Below are 18,820 nucleotides of genomic sequence, written 5' to 3'. Positions count from 1 at the left end.
TATGTTTATTTTGGCTCAAAGGAAGGAGGAAGGCATGACCCGAAAGAGCTATTGCATTTCCTTTATCATCCATCCAAGTACGGGTACGACTTTCGGCGTCGGCGGAAGCTCCACCTCTCTCTGTAAGCGCACATATGTGCTTACAGCGACCAAGTAACCATGATTTACTGCCTGTAAGCACACCAATGTACTTACAGCGGCCTTTCGGCGTCGGCGGAAGCTCCACCTCTCTCTGTAAGCGCACATATGCGCTTACAGCGAACAACTAACCACGATTTACTGCCTGTAAGCACACCCTTGTGCTTACAGCGGCCTTTCAGCGTCGGCGGAAGCTCTACCTCTCTCTATAAGCGCACATATGCGCTTACAGCGAACAACTATTTCCGATTTCAATAAATCGGGTGGCGCGCTGAGTTAAATCGTTTTCTTAGCGCTCCCCCCCTCTCAGCAGCCGAAACAATTGGCGAACTGCCAGCTCCAACAGCGCTTCTGCTTGATTTATGCACGCCTCCAAAGAGGCAGGCTCTTTCACGATCGAGAAGCAGCCGTGAAACCTCTTCTCCAGCTCTTCCATCTGCTCTCCCAAGCTTCCAGACAGGAGAATACAGCGCGAACCCGCTTCTTCGGTTACAGCCGCTACATGAATCGGCAGCTTGCCGTATAGCGTCTGGCTGTCGCTTCGCCCCTCGCCCGTCAAGACCCAATCGGCGCCGCGAACCCGCTCCCGAAGCTCTGCGACACTCATCAGCCAGTCCGCGCCGGATTCCAGTACTCCGCCGATCGCCAGCATGGCGAAACCAAGTCCTCCGGCTGCTCCCGCACCCGGCTTCGATTGCCATGAGGCACCGGCAGCCGCTTCGATAAGCGCAGCGTAACTGCCCATTCCCTTGTCGAGCATGGCCTGTTGTTCGGGACTTGCGCCTTTCTGCTTGCCGTATATCATCGTAGCTCCGTCAAGCCCGCAAAGCGGATTGCCTACATCCGTCGCAACCGTGATGGCGCTGTCCGCCAACCGAGGATCGAGACTGCTCAGCCGGACTGAGACCGCTCGTTGCAATTCGCCGCCGCAACCGGACAAGCTTCGGCCTTCGCTATCACGAAAAACAGCGCCAAGCGCGGCCAGCATGCCCATGCCCCCGTCGTTCGTCGCGCTGCCGCCGAGACCAACGACGAACCGGCGGATGCCGCAGTCAAGCAGTTGCATGATCGCTTCGCCGACGCCGCGCGTGCTGGCACCAATCGGATCAAGCCGGCCGGCCGGCACCATCGTAATTCCGCATATCGATGCGACCTCCAGCACCGCAGTCAGTTCGGCTGACTGCCTCTCCCGAATCAAGCCGATTACTGCCGAAGCCGGTTCTCCTAAAGGCCCGGTAACTTGCAGCGTCTCGTAGGTTCCGGAAGCTGCATCCACCGCAGCGACGACCGTTCCTTCACCGCCGTCTGCCAGCGGGATAACGTCACATATTGCATCCTCGAAGACGGAGCCGATCGCCCTAGCGGCCGCGGCGCCCGCCTTGGCCGAGCTAAGACTGCCTTTAAATGAATCGAATGCCAGCACAACCTTCATACGGTATAATCTCCTTTACGCATAAATCCCTGTCTAAGGTTGCCTTAAATACTGGCTACATCGAGTAAAGTTCTGACAGCTTTACCCTTGCCCCGCGCCTTGAGCTTTCGATGGCGCCCAGCATCATCGCAACGCTGTGAATATTGTCATGAATATCCGTCTCCGATCTTGTGCCGTTACGATAGGAATCGAACATTTCGTCTAGGCAAGCATCGCGCCGCTCAGCCCCACTCCAGCGGAGATCACCGTTTATACTTGCAAGGCCGCCTCCGGCTCCTTCATTCGCCGTTTGAAAATGCGGCATGTTGTCGCCGTCCCAGATAGCTGTTCCTTTGGAACCGCTGAGCCGCCAAGAACCCTCCCACGAGGTGGGAAACCCTTGCGCGCTCCAACTCCCGTTATATGAGAAAGCGGCTCCGTTCTCGAATTCGAAAAAGCATGCTGCGGACGATGCACCCCGATACCAGGAACCCTCCGGATTGAATTCATGACAATAAACGGCAGTTGGTCTCGCGTCAATCAAATATCTAGCCGCATCGAATGTATGAATAGCCATATCAAGAATAAGCGGATGCTCCATCGTTTCCCGAAAGCCGCCGAAGCGCGGACCGAGGAAGAAGTCGGCTGCAACATAACCCGGCTTGCCGATTATTCCTTCATCTAGCATCGCCTTAAGCGAACGGATTTCCTTCGTAAACCGCCGGTTCTGCATCACAGCGCAAAACGCGCCTGTACGCTTCGAAATGTCAATCAATCGCTGCGCATCCACCATTGTCGTAGCCATCGGTTTCTCCATCATGACGCCGGCGCCCATCTCCATTGCGACGCACGCATTACTGGCATGGGCATCCGGAATCGTGGTATCAAGCAGCAACACGGCTCTCGTCTCCCGAATGGCCTCCTCTACCGTAGAGTAGACCGGAAGCTTCAAGCCAAATCGATCATTCATAGCCGCAGCGCTTGCCGGCGCAACGTCGACAAGTGCGACCGGCTCTGCGTCCTTTCGCTGGAGCGCATAATCCAGCCATCTCCCGCCCATTTGTCCGCAACCAGCCAGCACTAGCTTAATGGTATCCATTCCTCGCAGCCCCCCTTCGCGCTATAGCTTCCCGTTTCCGTAGCGTATACGGGGATTCGACACATACTCTCCGCCGCGGCATCGCTTCAAATATTGCAGCGCATAGACCTGCCCGCTCATCTCTAGTTCGTCGCGGTACACCGGATCATGCCGCCCTTCAATGTCGATGCTGCCTTGATACCCGTGTTGCATCAAAATCGTAATAACGTCGGCCCAATTCGTATCCCCGAACCCCGGAGTCCGATGCCAGACGAATGGTTGCGGACCGTGAATGCCGTGCTCCCGCACCACATCCCAGGCGATCGTCGCATCCTTGCCATGGACATGAAAAATTTTCGTCGCCCATTTGCGTAGCTGCGGAATCGGATCGATTAAGCTAACCATCTGATGACAAGGCTCCCATTGCAGGCCGATATTGTCATTTGGCAGCGCGTCGAACATCATTTCCCAAGCTATCGAATTATGCGCGATGTTCCAGTCCCCTTTATCCCATGTCCCGTTCATATCGCAGTTTTCGAAGGCAAGTCTAACGCCTCTAGCTTCGGCACGCTTGGACAGCTCGCCGAATACCTCCTTATACTTAGGCAGCGACGCGGTGATCGGTTCATCCGTCAGCCTGCCGGTAAAGCCTGTAACCAAATCCGTGCCGAACAGATGGGCGTGATCGATTAACCGCTCCCAGCTCTTCAAAGTGTCCTCGTTATCTCCTTTACCCGTTAACGGATTTCCGAACACAGTCAAGCTGGATATTGAAGCGTTGCTTCCCTCCAGCAGCGCGCTGACACGCTTCGCCTGCTCGGCCAGATCGATTGCCCCTGTCGTCTGCCAGTGCGTAAGACCGAAGCTTTCGAAGCCATGAGCCAAATAATGCGGAATCACTTCTTCGGCGTATACCGCCTTTAGAAGTGCGCCGATCGGTAAATGCATCATCCTTTTCACCTCTCCCTGTATGTTTCTTTGCTAATCCCATGCTTGGAATAACGCATGGGTCCCTTTATCGGCAAGACCCGCGGCCGCGATACGCTCGTACAGCCCTTTGGCAAGCGTCAATCCCGGCAGCTCAATGTCCATTTCTTCAGCAGCGTCAAGCGCGATCCCCATGTCCTTAATAAAATGCTTCACGAAGAAGCCCGGCTCGAAGTTGCCCGCTATAATACGCGGCGCCAGGTTGCTTAATGACCAACTGCCCGCCGCACCGGACTCGATGCTGGCCAGTACGCTGATCAGATCGAGACCGGCATGTTTCGCGTATACCAAAGCTTCGCAGACGCCTACCATATTGGAAGCGATAGCTATTTGGTTGACCATCTTCGTATGTTGACCGGCGCCTGGTCCGCCCTGAAGCACGATGTTTTTGCCCAGCAACCGCAGCAGCGGCTCTACCGACTGGAACGCTGCCGAGTCGCCGCCGACCATGATTGACAACGCTGCGTTGCGCGCTCCCACGTCGCCCCCCGACACCGGAGCGTCGAGCGCGTGCAGACCTCTTAAAGCAGCTGCTTTCTCAATCCGCTCAGCAAGCTTTGGGCTGGACGTCGTCATATCGAGCAAATACGCGCCCGGCTTCGCGGAATCCACGATGCCGCCTGCTTCCAAATAAAGCTTCTCCACGTCTTTCGGATAGCCAACGATCGAGAGGATGACATCGCACGATGAAGCCAGATCACCAGGCGTATCATGCCAGATCATGCCAAGCGCAAGCAGTTCTTCAGCCTTGGCTTTCGTTCTCGTAAAGATATGAACCTCGCAGCCGCCGTTCAACAAATTTTTAGCCATGCTGCTCCCCATTACGCCGGTGCCAATAAAACCGATTTTCAACCCTTTCACATCCAGCATGCTCTTATCCGCTCCTCGCACTTTATTTTTATTGTTCGACTATTTTGACAACTTCCCACACTTCGAGCTTTGGAACGGTGAAGCGCAGCTCCCCGCTCTCTATGCGAAACGGAATATCGCCGCACTCAAGCAGCCCTTTTACGGCCGAAACACTCTCTCCCTGCAGCGCTGTGAGCGGAATGGCTGCTTCGATGTGATACAAAGGAATCGTCGAAGTAAGCGGCCTTCTGCCTGTTCCATTCACGAAATGAATAAGCAAACCTTCTTCGTTACGGTATAGCGTGGCCTGCAAGCCCGTTATAGACGTAACATGCAGCAGCCGCTGCTCGCCAAGAACGAAATCCAATGCATTGTCCAGCAGTTGGTAATGCTCGCCAAGCTTAAATTCATTAATGAGCTGACTTAACGAAAACGGAATATAGAGTACGCTTCCGTTTCCTCTCGTATGGTGAATCGCCAGCGGAATGTCGGTGTGCTCCACAGAAAGCGACGCCCTTTCAGGAGGCGCTCCGACGCTTTCGAGCGGCGAGAACGGCGGCACAAGCGTTGCATACACAACGGCTCCTTCCACCGGCTTGCAATACGCGACGCGTCCGCGGTGCGGAATGAGCTCGGTTTCTTCCAACCCTCTCTGCAGCGGATTGCCTGCGCCGCCTTCAAACCGAAGGTAGCTGGCGACGAGCGATTCGCTGATCGTGACGGAAGGTCCGATGCCAAGCAGCTCATGCAGTTCTACGCGTACGGCTGCGCTTGCATTCACGGCGCCTTCGACAATAAGATTCCCGCCCTCTTCCACATAGGTCCGCCAGCGGGCAACTTCCGCTTCGCCGACCGGATAATGCTCCGGAACGATTAGGGCACGGTAACGTCGTAGCGTGTTCAACTCCGCCTGCTCTTCTGGAATAATGTCGAACGGAATTTGGCGATTGATTAGTCCGTCCGCCCAGCCCTCCGTAGAAGGCCGCGCGCTCCACAGCAGCGCCGCTCCTGCAAGCGATTCCGCGCCATTCATTTCGTTTTCGATTTTTGCCGCTTGGCTGTTAAAGCGAGTAACCGTTTGTATAATCCTTTTATCACGAATCGTATCCGGAATACCTGTAAGCGAGTGCCAGATTTGACCGCCGTATGCTGGAATTTGAGTCAGCCAAAACGCGTAATCAGCCGGAGGAAGGCCTGTGTGCCGCCAATCCATGCCGGGGCAGGAATGCACGATGCCAAGCGGCGCCGCGCCGCCCGATCTGGAACGGCCGAGCTTAATGCTGAGGGCCGGCTTCCAAAACTCAGGAATATTTTTACTGCCTTGGGACAGTACATTCTGCGGCTCGGTGCACAGCAGATCCGCTGCCGCTTTACGATCCTCCAGCCGTTCGTTAAATAGATTGTAATAGCTGATGACCGGCACATCCGGACGAATCGACTTGATCGTTCCGCCCAGCAGCTCCATGTTATGCTTCAAGCAGATCGAACCCCATGAGCGGTCAAAGTCCGCGGATTTCGCAGGCATCGGAACATCGAACAAGTCCATGTACTTGTCGCGGCAACGCCCGCATTGGCATGGGATTGTACCTGGATTGTTGAAGAAAACTCCGTCGATATCGTATTGGCTCAGCATCTCAGTGAGTACGGGCGCCGCCACGTCCTCGTTGCGGTAACCCGCGTTAATGCAAGTCGACATCAGCAGCGACCAATTGCCAGGTCGATTCGCGCCGATTATCTCCGGCTCGCCTTCGCTGTTTCTGACGAACCATTCAGGCCGCATCTGGTAAACCGAATCGTCCGCTTTACTGAAATCGACGCGCGCGACGAATTTCAAATTGTCATGATGGAAAGCTCGGATAACCTCATCCAGCAAATCCATATGTTGCGGCAAATATTCATTAACATGGTGAAATGGAACATGCGACGGATACCAGCCGTATATACCACCGACATTGAATACGATTGTGTTGGCTCCCATCTCCTTCAATTGCCTCGCTAAACGCTCGGGATCGATAAGTGCCGTATCCTTAACCTGCAAATTTGGTTGAATAATGCGAAGCGGCTGCTGCCACCATACTTGAGAACTCATGCTTCCAACCTCCGTTTCAAAATAAATAAGCAACATTTTACATGAAATGATAAGCTCCGTAAGCGTGCAACTCAGCGATACGAACAACGACGCGCTGCTCTCCTCGAATGTCCAGACTTGCTTCGGCTGACTCGCCAAGTCTCTTAACAAGGCTTATGTTAGGTGATCCATAAATTTCCACTTCAATGCCGGTCATAGGAATCGGAGCATCGTAAGTGACTCCGTTAAATCCGGATAAATTAATCAATTGCAGTAAACTCGTGCCGTCAGGCAGTTGATTATAAGTGATTTCCACACTGGAATGCGCATTTGTTCTCAACCGTCTATCACCGCTAAGCAAATGATCCAGTATGCCCGTAACGAGCTCCTTATGATCCGCAAAGCCGTGCAGACAGTACAGTTCGCCTGCATTGAAGCCAAGGTAGGCTCCTCGTCCCTTTCCACAATCTGAACACGGATTTGTAATACCCAGACCATAGCTTTCGGTCACCTCATGTCCGTAAGCGCGCTCAGGCGGACCAAAGGAAGCCGGCGCTATAAGCGGCAAATTCTTTATCGTATCACCGCTATAATTAATTAAAGTAAATGCGCCGTTTACGATGACCCAATCGCGCTTTCGCAGCTTTGGAAACATCGATTTATTATCGACGAGCACATAACCGGCTGTCGTATCATGCATTACGCCGGCCAGCTTCGCCTCGAACAGCGCCAGCAGCGCCTCTGGCTGCTCCGCCAGAGAGCCTCCGGTCGCCGCAATATGGATGCCGCGATCGCGCAGTACCTCCAGCGCTCTCAGCTCATCGTCTGCAAGCTCCGCGATTCCTGGTAAAATGACGACCTTTGCCTCCGTATCGGCAACAATATGCTCCAGCCTTTCTTGATGGACGACATCAAAGAGCAGATGCGATTCCTTCAGCATTTTAAACACACCAAGGTATTCCTGCCTGGAATTCCGCTTCATGGACGACGACGGCTTCACCAATACGATGTCCGCGACGGAACGGAATTGTCCGAACAGCTCTTCATTCTCCCGATGGAAGCGAAATACCTGCTTCACTTTCTCTATATTCGCTTGATCCGGATACCCCTTAAACGCTCCGATAATGCAAAAGTCGAGCCCCGAGCCGTTCGCGATATTTTCATACAGCCGAATTTCCGTTTCATAATCCGACACTCCTGTGAAGCGATAGGTCAGGTCGATTGCGTTTATGGAGCAATTGCTTGACAGCTTATCGCTGTAACTGCCCGCAATCGGCATGACATTCTCGGCTGATGAATACAGCCACTTTGGATGCGGGCGAGATAGCGCTGTATTCGACTCATGTCTGACGATATCAACCTTGTTAGGATGATAGGTGCAGATCGCCGCCTCCGGTTTCAGCCTCTTGACAAGCCCGTGTATTTGATCCAATATAGCGACGGATGTCTTCTCCTGGAACTCACGGTACTTTTGATACACGGCCGAGTCTTTATCCTCGTTATCTGGAAGCTCCAAGCCGTACATCTCCATGAACCGTCTGCGGCAGCTGGCGCAATGGCAAATACCGTAGTAGTTGCCGCTGTAATCCCAGTTCTGATAACCGAACATATTGAAAAACACGCCGTCGACATCGTAATCCCGCAGTACCTCCTCCAGTATTTCGAGCGAATAATGCTGCTGATAATATCCGTTCAAGCAGGTATGCACGATGCCGTTGTAGTTGACCTCTCTTCCTTCCTTGTTACGATAGAACCAATCCGGCTGCTGCAGGAAAATCGATTCATGCGCCTTACTAAAGTCGAATCTTGCAATGAATCGGATGCCGTTCGCGTGGGCCTTCTCAATCGCCTCCCCGAGCAGGTCCTTCGTCAAATAAGGGGTAACGTACTGGTATTGTAGTTTGGAAGGGTAGAAAGCGAACATGCCGCCGGCGTTCATCATCAGAACATTTGCTTGAAAAGCTTTAAGCTCCGCGATGAGTAAATCTACGTCCAAATCGGCGTCGACTTCACGCAAATTGTTTTGCACAAGCCGGAGATTATTTCTTGACCACCATGTCATCGTCATGCTCCTTCGGTTTATTATTCGTAAGCGGCAGGTTCTATCGACTAGTTCCGTCCGATATCCCTGTTGCGGTATTGCTGAGGGGTAACTCCGAAAATTTTTTTAAATTGCTTAATAAAATAATGCGTCGTCTGATAGCCTGCCTTCTCCGCGATTTCATAGATTTTCCCGTCGGTTTGCTTCAGCAGTTCGGCTGCGTGCTCCATGCGCTGCTTAAGCAAATAATCGCTTAACGTCTGGCCTGTCTCGACCTTGAACGCATTCGACAAATACGCCGGATGAAATCTTAGCTCCTCCGAAATCATCTGTAGAGACAGATCTTGGTCCAGATTGCGCTCAACATATTGCTGGATTCGACTGGACAGCGACTGCGAACGGTTCATATTCGAAGCCATTTGATCGGCGATTATACTGTCTAGCGACTGGAAAGCCCATGCGCGGAACGTTCCCAGATCCCAGCTTTCATGCTTTTCAAGCATCTGTTTATATAACGGCCCGATCACGTCAATCAGCTGTTTGCCTTGCTTGTGCGAGACGAATTGGTAGGTGCCTGCAATGACAAAAAACACTTCTTGGGCATACTCGGTCGAATCGCTCCACTTGCTCTCCAGTTCGAGGAATATTTCCGACAGCCTCGCCTTCGCCTCATCCCATCTGGCCGTCTCCATGAAGCTTGCAAATGTCGGAGTCTTATAAAGCGAATGGATCGATCCCGTTAGCTTAGGAATTGGCAGATCCGTTATCGTAGCGAATAAACCAGCCACCTTATCCTCGCGGTTGCGGAACAACAGCATGCTCTTCTGATATGCCTCCTGCAGTCCGCTTGGAAACAGCACCGTACTGCTCACGATCGCAACCGATATCATATGCTTCAAATAACGATATACACTGCGCTGCAGCTCCTTCGCCCTCCGCTCCAGCCGATCGGGCGCATGCTCCCGCTTCCGCTCTTGCGGCTTCAGTACGAATACGAGCTGCCGGTTAGATACAGTCGCATGAAGCATAAAGAACGAATCGCGAAACAGCTCTTCAGCGATATTGCCAACTGCATAACAGATCAGTGACTTGTCATTCTCGTTATAACCCGACAGGTCATCTTCCAGTTGGACGGCGAAGAACAACGCCTCATCCCCGTAAACGAACGGCAGCTCCATGGACTCCATACGCTGTTCAAGCTCTCTTCTTGTAACGGATCTGCCTAGAATGAGATCGAGTACCAGGTTGTTCTTCATGATCGGCATATTCTTCCGCATTACATGAACAGCCTTATCGTGCTGCTGCATATTTTGACGTTCTTCGGCAATTTCATCGCGCAGCATTTCTAGCGTGCCAATGAGATCGGCCTCGACAACCGGCTTCATTAAATATTTGGACGTCTGGAGCTCAAGCGCCTTCTGGGCATATTCGAACTCCGCATAGCCTGACAACAGAACGCATTTCACCTTCCGCGACGCTTGCCGAAGCTTGCCGATCAGCTCAATCCCGCTTATCTCCGGCATACGGATATCGGTGATAACGATGTCCACTTTATGTTCGTTAAAGCATTCTAATGCCTTTTTAGCGGAATATGCCTTATAAATCGATGAGATAAAAGGCAGCTTCGCCTCTGTCACGACATGTTCAATGCTGTTCGCCTGATAGGGATGATCGTCTACGATTAGCAAAGTTAACATCATAATCCCTCCATGATATCCTTGTCCATGCGCGTACCGGCCTCTTCATATCCGATTCGGAAGCGCAGCTCCACCTGCAGCCCGCCAAGCGGCGACGCTTTGAATTTAAGTCCTGTTACATCACCGTTGTATAACATAAGCCGCTGATGAATGTTCCACAACCCAAAGCCGTTCTCGTCCTCTATCGGAACAGACATCTTTCGTTGCAGCTTCTCCAGCTCGTCCTCTGCCAGTCCAGCGCCGTTATCTTCGACGGTGACGACCATATAGCCATCTGATTGCTGGCCCGATACACGTATGAAGCCATCCTCCAGCATCGTTTCTATGCCGTGAACGATCGCATTTTCAACCACCGGCTGAATAATGAGCTTTGGAATTGTCAGATTCAGTAGATCCTCCGGCACTGTCATTTCATAGGTGAGACGAACGATTTGCATTTTATGAATCTCTAAATAGTTTTGCACTAGCTGAAGCTCTTCTGCTATCGCCGTCATGGAAGATTCGGTTCTGGTCGTATAGCGGTAGTATTGGCTCAAATGCTGAGTGAACACAATAACAGCTTCCTTGTTACCCATTTGTGTCATGCCCTGGATAAACGCAAAGTTGTTATATAAAAAATGCGGATTAATTTGTGATTGCAGCTGTTTCAGCGTCGCATCCCTCACCCTAAGCTTGCCGACATATACCTTTTCGATCAATTGCTGCGTTTCCTCCGACATCCGATTAAACTCAGAAAACAAGTAATGGAATTCGCTCTCGCCCTTGATCGCGATCCGGAACGAATAGTTGCCCTGCTTCAAGCGGCGAACCCCTTTGATCAGCTCGACAATCGGTATTTGTACGCTTCGGTAAATAACGACCGCGAACGCAACCCCAATTAACATGAGCAGCGCCATGATAAAGTAAAACCAGCGCAAGCTATGATTAAGCGGCGCGACTATCGTCTTCAGAGGAACGAAATCGACCAAATACCAGCCATGCCAGTTCGACTCCGTATAATTCATGAGGTAATTATGTCCGTCTACTTTCGTAATCTCGTGACCGCTCGACTCCAGCTTAGCTGTCCTCAGAACTTCCTTGTACAGTTCGGCGCTTGCCGGCTCAGTCTTGCTGCTAGCAATTATGCCGTAATCCGGATGATAGAATAGAGGCTCGGCAGTCCGGCCGAGAGAGAACTGCTCCATCAGGCCCGCAATATTGCTAGCCGGTATTGCAACCTCCAAGATCAGGCCAAGCTCCTCTGGCCGTTGATCCAACGTGAACGGCTTTGTCATATGCCGAATGAAATAGTATGCTTTCCCGCCTCCCGGCGCGTCCAGCTTCTGATAGGACCAATCCGTATAAAAATGATTTTGAAAATATGAAAGATCATACTTTCGATTCGAGTTGGTTGCGATGACCGCGTTTGTCATCGGTGAAAACAACGCAAGCTCATATTGCCAATAAAACGACGTGCTCTGCAGCCGTAAATGATGCTCAAGCGCATCAATGATTCTGAAGTTCTCGAACCTCGGAGCAGTAATCGATTGGCTTTGCAGCATGAGCGCGTTCGGATCGGCAAGCGTCATATAAGCGGATCGACCTAACTGCTCGCTGATCATATCGAGTTGCTCGACCAAAAAATGTTGCTGGTTCAGCGTAAGCTGGATCAACTCCTGCTGAATGATTTTCGTGTTAACACGGTTGGAGTAAGTATAAATAACGATGACCGGAATCAATAAAATGGCAAGCATAAAGATTATTTTTTGAAACGTATTCAGCCTTTTAAGCATCTGCCGCGGCCCCCTGCTCACTTGTTGATCAATACCTATAGTATAGTTTACCTTGAAAACGAACAAGGAGCAGATTCTGCGGACTTTTTATCCTTTCACCGAGCCCATTACGATACCCTTCACGAAATATTTCTGTAAAAACGGGTACACGAGCAGGATCGGCAGCGATCCAATAAAGATTTGCGACGCTTTGACCGTACGGTTTGAAATTTGGTTAAGCGCAGCCAAATCAACGCCGACTTCCGTAAAATTTTCCTTTACTACAATCGTATGGAGAAAAGAAGCGAGCGGATAATCATGAATCTTCGTCATATAAATAATGCCGTCAAACCAAGAATTCCAGTGCATGACCATTGTGAACAGGATAATCGTCGCCACCGAAGGCATCGACACCGGTATGAAGATCGAGAAAAGAGTCCGAAAATGGCCTGCTCCGTCGATCAAAGCCGCTTCCTCCAGCTCTGGCGGCAGGTTGCGGAAGAAGTTGAGCATCAGAATCATATTCCAAACGTTGACGGCGGACGGAATAATTAGCGCCCAGATCGAGTCCATTAGTCCTGTGCCGGACACGACTAGATAAGTCGGGATCAGGCCGCCGTGGAACAGCATGATGACGATGAAATACCAGGAATAAACATTTCGGCCGCGAAAGCGAAAATTGTCCTTCGACAAGGAATAGGCAGCCATCATCGTAACCGCTAGCGACAGCAATGTTCCGATAACCGTCCGCTGAAAGCCGATGCTGAGCGCCCGCAAAAAGTTGTCGTTGCCAAGCGTCTCCTTATAGGCCGCAAAGGTAAGATCCACTGGGAAAAAGTTGACGATATTGGCTGTTGCCGCATCCTTCGAACTGAGCGACACCGAAAAAATATGAATTAGCGGCAAAATACAGGCAAGGCTTAGCACCGCGATCAAAAAATAATTGAGTGTTTGGAACGTTTTGTAAGACTTGGAGTAATACCTCATTTGCCTTCCCTCCTGCTAGAAAATGCGATAACCGGCCAGCTTATAGGCGAGGCGGTAGCTAATAATAATCATGATGAAGCCGATCACCGATTTGAAGAAGCCGATCGCTGTCGCGAAGCTGTATTGGCTGCCAAGCAGTCCGATACGGTAGACGAACGTATCGATTATATCGCCTTTATTGTAGACAAGCGGATTGTACAGGTTGAAAATTTGATCAAAGCCCGCATCGAGCACCCGTCCAAGAGAAAGCGTTGCGACAACGATAAAGATCGGTATAATGGCCGGCAGCGTGACGTGAATAACCTGCTGCCAACGATTGGCGCCGTCAATCTCTGCCGCCTCGTACAACGCCGGGTTCGTCGCAGCAATCGCCGCAAGGAAAATAATCGCGGAGAAGCCGAAGTCCTTCCATGCGTCCGAGACGATAACCGTCACCCTGAACCAATTGCCGTCCGACAAAAATGATATCGGATCAATGCCAAACAAAGCTAAGAAGCGGTTGACGATGCCCCCGCGAATGGAAAGCACGTCGACGAATATGCCGCCTAAGATGACCCAAGACAAGAAATGCGGCAAATATACGAAGGTTTGAGCGGTCCGCTTAAACCAGTTCACTCGAATTTCATTTAGGAACAAAGCAAACAACACTGGAAAAATCATATTCGTAATGATTTTCGCGAATGCGATGAACAGCGTATTTTTGATGATTTGCATACCGTCCGGATATTCGAACAAATATTTAAAATGATCAAAGCCAACCCATGGCGATTTCGTAAAGCCGAGCCATGGCTTGTAATCCTGGAACGCAATGACGAGTCCCATAATCGGGATATAGTTGTAAATCAAAGCGATGACGACCGCGGGAAGCAGCAAAACATGCAGCGGCCAAGTTTTTTTCCAATAAGATTTGAAGCTTTTTTTCATGGGATGAATGGATGCTTTAACTGCTAATGTTGCCGTTTCACTCATATTCCCTACTCCTTCCGCCAAACCATTGCTTGAGGGGAGGAGGGATGCGAACATCCCTCTTCCAAACTTACTATTTCTTCACGCTTGCATACCACTCATTGACTTCCTTCGTTATTTCATCGCCGCCGTTTTTCTTCCATTGCTCAACGAATTCATCAAAGTAATCGACTGGTTCGTTGCCGTAAATGATTTTAAGATACGTTTCGTTAGTCAGCTTGTTCAGCAGCTCGCCTTTCGAAATCATAGTCTTGGTCGGCGCAGCACTAAAATAGTTCACAACCGTAGACTCATTCTGCGAGATGCGTACAAGTCCGGCTTCCAGCATGCGCGGATCTGCTTTCGAAACGCTGATTTCTGTTATATTGGACGGTTCTGCGTCAGGATCATTTAGAAACTTCTCGAACGCGGTATCGCTTTGAAAAGGCACGGTGCCGTTCAAGAACGGAAGACTCAGGCCGTACGTGATCGTGTCGTCGCTTGCGTTTGGCCACTTCTCCTTCGGAACGTCATGCTCGCCGAAGTTGTTGCGGTACACTTTGCCCTCGTGAGTGACGTAATCGTAGCCTTCCATCCAACCGCTTCTTAACGCTTCATCGAAGTAAGGATCAGATTCGCCGAAGCTTGCGGCATAGATTTTGTTGATATAACCAATAATCGCATCAACGTTTTTGAAGTCTTTATTGAAAAGCAGATAATCGCGCACCATCGTTTTTTCCGCACGCGCCTGCTGGCCGTCCGCGCCAGCAGGCAGCGGATAAGCCTTAAAGCCAGGTACGCCGCTGAGCGGATAACCATTCATCCAAGCAGGGCCGAAAATGATGCCTGCTTGACCGCTTGACGCCATTTCGCCCGCTTTACCCGGGTCCTTAATGCCCGCTTCCGGATCGACGTAGCCCTTCTCGTGCCACTCCCTCATTTGAGCAAGGAAGCTTTTGACGCTCGGCTGAATGCCGTTGTAAATGAGTTGTCCGCTTTCATCCGGATTCCAATACTCCCAGATGTACTTGGAAGGCATCGCATTACCAAATGCACCTACGAGTCCGTCGCCGCTGGACATCCAATTGTATGGGCCTTCTTTTAACGAAATGGCTAGGCCGAGAGTGTCCTTGACGCCGTTACCGTCAGGATCTTCCTCAGTAAAGGCGCGAATAACCTCCGTGAACTCGTCGATCGTTTTCGGAGCTTCGAGCTTCAGCTTTTGCAGCCAATCCTCGCGTACCCACATGACCGTCCCTTCATCCATCGCATACAGATTCGGAAGGCCGAAGATTTTGCCGTCGCGTGTCACTGGATACAGAACGTCCGGGTACTTCTCGTAAATCGCTTTCACATTGTCAGACAGGTATTTGTCGATATAATCATTAAGCGGCTGCACTTTGCCTGCAGTGATTAGATCGCTCGCCATCTCAACCTTTGACGTGAACACGTCCGGCAGCTTTTGGTTGCCGGCCATCATCAGCCTTAGCTTTGTCTGGTAATCCTCCAGATTCGGCGTTACGAAATCAAAGCTCAAATCGATGCCCATGCTCTCCCGCATCCAGCGGGTATGGAAGTTATCCTCGATCGTTTCTCCCTCTTTAAACTCGTTTTCCCCTTGCGCCGTCCAGCGATAGCCCGTCGTCACCTTAATCGGCGGATCAAATTTGAAGTCTTTCGGATTCGTAAGCACTGGGCTTTCAGCATTCGCCTCTTTATCGTTATTCGGCGACTGGTTTCCGTTCGAATCACCCGCGGCTCCTGAACAGCCTGTAATCGCAAGTATGACCCCTAACGATGCCAACAATGTTTTTGCTGCAACTGCAGCTTTTGCTTTTGATGCCAATGTTATTTCCCCCTCTTTGACTGATTTGCTATTGCACCCTTATTGTAGACTCGCCCCTAACTCATTCCCATACAACAGTTTTTAGATTATAACAGTTTTTTTAGACGGATTCGTACGATTAGCAGGACAAGGACATAACGATTTCGAAAAAAGAAAAGAAGCTCCTTTGCGCATATCAATATGCCTCAAAGTCGCTTCTTCCACACCTTATTCGGTTAGGTCCCCTAAATTAACTGCAATCTACTGCCTGTAAGCACACTCCTGTGCTTACAGGCATCCCGTCGGCGCCGGGGCCGGCAAACACAAAAAAGAAGTACTGCCCAGCAACGGATACATCCGCCGTGGAGCAGTCCTTCTATTTTCGAAACCAGCTTATTTACCGTTGATCAAGGCCAGGTTTTCCTGCCATCTTGCCGTACGGAATTCGTTCACCTTGTCGAAGCCAAGATCCGTCGTTGTTTTCTTCGCTTCTTCAATGAGCTTAAGCACCTCATCATCGCTTTTTGCAAACAGGATCTTGCCGAAGTATTCGTTTGCGATCTCGCCTACCTGTTGATTGATAATGCCTTCATCCGTCTCTGGAGCCGGATCGATGTTGTTGTACTGCGTCATGTTTTGCGATGTTTTCCAAGCAATGTTCAGCTGTGCCAAAGAGCCCCAATTGCGCTGTTCTTCCGGCAAGGTTTGCTCGATCTTTTGTTTGCTCGTATCGACAAATGTAGCGTTGCCTGCCCATACGTAGGCTTCCAGCTTATCCTTGTCTTTCTCCTCCTGCGGAGTGCTGAACCATTTATCGTTCGGAATCGGCGCGCCGTCCGCGTCGAAATCATCCCAATACAAACCTTGAGGTCCAAAGAACATTACACGCGTGCCTTCTTCGCCCGTCATCCAATCCAGATATGCGAAGATCGCTTCCGGATTTTTCGCGCTGGTCGTAATTACGTTAACGTTCCAGCCAAGTGCGTTATAACCATTTGGATATACTTTATTTTTATCCAAGCCCGACTTCGCTACCGGCCAAATAAACTCGTAGCCCGCATTTGGATCCTGCGCTTTCAAAGCATTATGGCCTTCACGGCCCATATTCGTCGCGTTGCCGCCAACGAATACAGCGACTCTGCCCGTTGCCAGCTTTTCTTTTACTTGATCATCCTTTTGCGTCATGGCATCCTGCGTCATAAGGCCTTCTCTAAACAGCTTGCTAGCATACAGCATCGTTTCTTTCCAAGCTTCGTTATTGTAAATCGTATCGAATTTGTCGCCGTTCGGAAAAGCCTTCATCGCATGGAATGCGCCAGCCGCGCCCTCTTGGAAGCTCGGGAACATTACCTCAACGCCCGAAGCGTTGCCGCCTACCTCTAAAGGCACGACATCAGGGTATTTCGCTTTAACCTGCTGCAGGTAAGCATACAGATCATCCGTTGTTTCAAGCTTCGGCGAACCGAGCTCGGCATAAATTTTCTTATTTACGAACCAACCGCCGTTACCCGTAGGAGCGGCCGTATACCAGTTCGGGAACTGATAGATTTTGCCGTCGCTGGAGCGCAGCATGTTCAAGGTTTCTTCGCCCGCCCATTTCTTCAGGTTCGGATATTTATCGATATATTCATCAAGGGGAACCAGCGCTCCCGCTGCTCTCAAACGTTCTACTTCTGGTCCGCGGTCCATCATGATCGCGTCGGGAAGCTCTTTGGAAGCGATCATCGTGCTCAGCTTTTGCGCAGCCGCGCCGCCGGATTGGATAGGCTCTACGGTGACCTTCAGGTTATCCTGCACCCATTTGCTGTTTGGATTAGCTCCCCAAGGCTCCGTAGTCCACCAGTCATAATGGACATAATAGGAGAATGATACCGGTGTTTCACCCAAAACAAACCCATCGCTCTTCTCTGTTTTATTAGAGCCGGTATTGCCTGCGTTCCCTGCATTGCCTTCACTAACAGAGTTTCCGCCATTATTGCCCGAGCATCCGGCAAGCAGCACAGTGCCGGCAAGACCAACGGTCATAAGCGCGGTTAGCAGCTTTTTTCCTTTCATCGTCGTACGCCTCCCAATTTTTAATATATATACTCAAACCCTCTCGCCTAGGCGGTGAGGCCGAATACCGAGATTACTCCTTTAAGGAACCGATCATGACGCCTTTCACGAAAAAACGCTGAACGAACGGATAAACCAATACAATCGGAATCGTCGCCACCATCATCGTCGCCATCGTGAGCGACTTGCTCGTTACGCTCTGCATCCGGCTGAGCGCATCCGAAGCGGCACCGCTGCCCTGAGAAGCGATAGACAGCTGCTCGCTCATCGTGTTGGAGTTCATAATTTGCTGCAGGAACGTCTGAATCGGATAAAGCTTAGCGTCGTTAATAAAGATCGTGGCAGTGAACCAATCATTCCAGTGGTAGACCGCCGTGAACAAGGACAGCGTAGCGAGTACCGGGCCGGATAAAGGAAGCACGATTTTGAAAAAGATGCCAACCGTGCTTGCCCCGTCGATTTTCGCGGATTCCTCCAGCCCATCAGGCAAGCCCATAAAGAAGGTGCGGAAAATAATCATGTTCCATACGCTGACCGCGGTCGGAATCACCATGACCCAGAACGTATCCATTAGGCCCAGCTCACGGTTCAGCAGATAAAAAGGAATGAGCCCGCCGCTGAAATACATCGTAATAATCGCGAAGATCATATAAAATTTCTTCCCGATAACGCCCTTAACGGACAAGCCGTAGGCGAAAATAGCGGTGAAGAAAATCGATATTACAGTACCTGCAATCGTCCGAAAAACAGAGATAAGAAAAGCGTCGACGATCCGCTCGTTTTGGAACACAATACTGTAATTGTCCATTGTAAAGGCTCTCGGCCATAACGTGATCCCGCCTTTGGCCGTATCCAAACCTTCGTTAAAGGAAATGACTGCCGAGTTCCAGAACGGATATAACGTTGCCAGCCCCAGCAGCACCAGCAGGATATAAATAACCGTGTGCAATGCTTTATCGCCGCTGCTCAGCTTCACTAGGCTTCACCA

14 protein-coding genes are annotated in these 18,820 nt (G+C 50.9%); 1 reads left to right on the top strand and 13 read right to left on the bottom strand.

All coding sequences use genetic code 11. The features are described 5' to 3' along the window. The first annotated feature begins 34 nt into the window (after nucleotides 1-34). Nucleotides 35-157: a hypothetical protein gene (locus tag MRBLPE1_RS12215; protein ID WP_364145613.1), complete on the top strand. Its 123-nt coding sequence runs from the start codon at nucleotides 35-37 to the stop codon at nucleotides 155-157. A 270-nt stretch (nucleotides 158-427) separates the two neighbouring features. Here MRBLPE1_RS12215 and MRBLPE1_RS12210 read toward each other — a convergent pair whose 3' ends face one another. The 13 genes from MRBLPE1_RS12210 to MRBLPE1_RS12150 form a co-directional block, all read right to left on the bottom strand. Continuing rightward, nucleotides 428-1,570 carry a glycerate kinase gene (locus MRBLPE1_RS12210; protein ID WP_364145611.1) on the bottom strand — a complete coding sequence of 381 codons (1,143 nt, stop codon included), beginning with the start codon at nucleotides 1,568-1,570 and terminating at the stop codon, nucleotides 428-430. Nucleotides 1,571-1,625: 55 nt separating this feature from the next. Continuing rightward, the gene (locus MRBLPE1_RS12205) at nucleotides 1,626-2,648 is read right to left on the bottom strand and encodes a Gfo/Idh/MocA family protein (RefSeq protein WP_364145610.1); all 1,023 of its coding nucleotides are present in this window, start codon (nucleotides 2,646-2,648) and stop codon (nucleotides 1,626-1,628) included. 21 nt (nucleotides 2,649-2,669) lie between these two features. Further along, complete coding sequence (locus MRBLPE1_RS12200; RefSeq protein WP_364145608.1) at nucleotides 2,670-3,578, bottom strand: sugar phosphate isomerase/epimerase family protein; 909 nt, start codon at nucleotides 3,576-3,578, stop codon at nucleotides 2,670-2,672. A 30-nt stretch (nucleotides 3,579-3,608) separates the two neighbouring features. Beyond that, nucleotides 3,609-4,505 (bottom strand): NAD(P)-dependent oxidoreductase, encoded by an 897-nt coding sequence (locus tag MRBLPE1_RS12195; protein WP_364145606.1) that lies wholly within the window; start codon nucleotides 4,503-4,505, stop codon nucleotides 3,609-3,611. Between the two features lie 7 nt (nucleotides 4,506-4,512). Then, nucleotides 4,513-6,552: an alpha-amylase family protein gene (locus MRBLPE1_RS12190; protein WP_364145605.1), complete on the bottom strand. Its 2,040-nt coding sequence runs from the start codon at nucleotides 6,550-6,552 to the stop codon at nucleotides 4,513-4,515. A gap of 37 nt (nucleotides 6,553-6,589) precedes the next feature. Then, a complete protein-coding gene (locus MRBLPE1_RS12185) occupies nucleotides 6,590-8,593 on the bottom strand; it encodes a family 10 glycosylhydrolase (RefSeq protein WP_364145603.1) in 2,004 nt (667 codons plus the stop codon). Nucleotides 8,594-8,640: 47 nt separating this feature from the next. Continuing rightward, nucleotides 8,641-10,269 carry a response regulator gene (locus tag MRBLPE1_RS12180; RefSeq protein WP_364145601.1) on the bottom strand — a complete coding sequence of 543 codons (1,629 nt, stop codon included), beginning with the start codon at nucleotides 10,267-10,269 and terminating at the stop codon, nucleotides 8,641-8,643. After that, a complete protein-coding gene (locus MRBLPE1_RS12175) occupies nucleotides 10,269-12,041 on the bottom strand; it encodes a sensor histidine kinase (RefSeq protein ID WP_364145599.1) in 1,773 nt (590 codons plus the stop codon). Before MRBLPE1_RS12175 ends, MRBLPE1_RS12180 begins: the two co-directional genes overlap by 1 nt. Nucleotides 12,042-12,128: 87 nt before the next feature. Continuing rightward, entirely contained in the window at nucleotides 12,129-13,007 is an 879-nt protein-coding gene (locus tag MRBLPE1_RS12170; protein WP_364145595.1) for a carbohydrate ABC transporter permease, read from the bottom strand. Between the two features lie 15 nt (nucleotides 13,008-13,022). Further along, complete coding sequence (locus tag MRBLPE1_RS12165; protein ID WP_364147247.1) at nucleotides 13,023-13,931, bottom strand: ABC transporter permease; 909 nt, start codon at nucleotides 13,929-13,931, stop codon at nucleotides 13,023-13,025. Between the two features lie 115 nt (nucleotides 13,932-14,046). Continuing rightward, nucleotides 14,047-15,798: an extracellular solute-binding protein gene (locus MRBLPE1_RS12160; RefSeq protein ID WP_364145593.1), complete on the bottom strand. Its 1,752-nt coding sequence runs from the start codon at nucleotides 15,796-15,798 to the stop codon at nucleotides 14,047-14,049. A 372-nt stretch (nucleotides 15,799-16,170) separates the two neighbouring features. Next, nucleotides 16,171-17,832: an extracellular solute-binding protein gene (locus MRBLPE1_RS12155; protein ID WP_364145592.1), complete on the bottom strand. Its 1,662-nt coding sequence runs from the start codon at nucleotides 17,830-17,832 to the stop codon at nucleotides 16,171-16,173. 73 nt (nucleotides 17,833-17,905) lie between these two features. Continuing rightward, nucleotides 17,906-18,808: a carbohydrate ABC transporter permease gene (locus MRBLPE1_RS12150; RefSeq protein WP_364145590.1), complete on the bottom strand. Its 903-nt coding sequence runs from the start codon at nucleotides 18,806-18,808 to the stop codon at nucleotides 17,906-17,908. Between the last annotated feature and the right edge of the window lie 12 nt (nucleotides 18,809-18,820).

It is taken from the genome of Paenibacillus sp. LPE1-1-1.1 (genome assembly GCF_040676435.1).
Taxonomy (GTDB): Bacteria; Bacillota; Bacilli; order Paenibacillales; family Paenibacillaceae; genus Pristimantibacillus.
This window is presented reverse-complemented; position numbering and strand designations above follow the sequence as displayed.

Excerpts from the sequence above, each read along its gene's own strand:
- MRBLPE1_RS12215 (WP_364145613.1), top strand. The coding sequence starts at position 35 with ATGACCCGAAAGAGCTATTGCATTTCCTTTATCATCCATCCAAGTACG.
- MRBLPE1_RS12210 (WP_364145611.1), bottom strand. The coding sequence starts at position 1,570 with ATGAAGGTTGTGCTGGCATTCGATTCATTTAAAGGCAGTCTTAGCTCG.
- MRBLPE1_RS12205 (WP_364145610.1), bottom strand. The coding sequence starts at position 2,648 with ATGGATACCATTAAGCTAGTGCTGGCTGGTTGCGGACAAATGGGCGGG.
- MRBLPE1_RS12200 (WP_364145608.1), bottom strand. The coding sequence starts at position 3,578 with ATGATGCATTTACCGATCGGCGCACTTCTAAAGGCGGTATACGCCGAA.
- MRBLPE1_RS12190 (WP_364145605.1), bottom strand. The coding sequence starts at position 6,552 with ATGAGTTCTCAAGTATGGTGGCAGCAGCCGCTTCGCATTATTCAACCA.
- MRBLPE1_RS12185 (WP_364145603.1), bottom strand. The coding sequence starts at position 8,593 with ATGACATGGTGGTCAAGAAATAATCTCCGGCTTGTGCAAAACAATTTG.
- MRBLPE1_RS12180 (WP_364145601.1), bottom strand. The coding sequence starts at position 10,269 with ATGTTAACTTTGCTAATCGTAGACGATCATCCCTATCAGGCGAACAGC.
- MRBLPE1_RS12175 (WP_364145599.1), bottom strand. The coding sequence starts at position 12,041 with ATGCTTAAAAGGCTGAATACGTTTCAAAAAATAATCTTTATGCTTGCC.
- MRBLPE1_RS12170 (WP_364145595.1), bottom strand. The coding sequence starts at position 13,007 with ATGAGGTATTACTCCAAGTCTTACAAAACGTTCCAAACACTCAATTAT.
- MRBLPE1_RS12165 (WP_364147247.1), bottom strand. The coding sequence starts at position 13,931 with ATGAAAAAAAGCTTCAAATCTTATTGGAAAAAAACTTGGCCGCTGCAT.
- MRBLPE1_RS12155 (WP_364145592.1), bottom strand. The coding sequence starts at position 17,832 with ATGAAAGGAAAAAAGCTGCTAACCGCGCTTATGACCGTTGGTCTTGCC.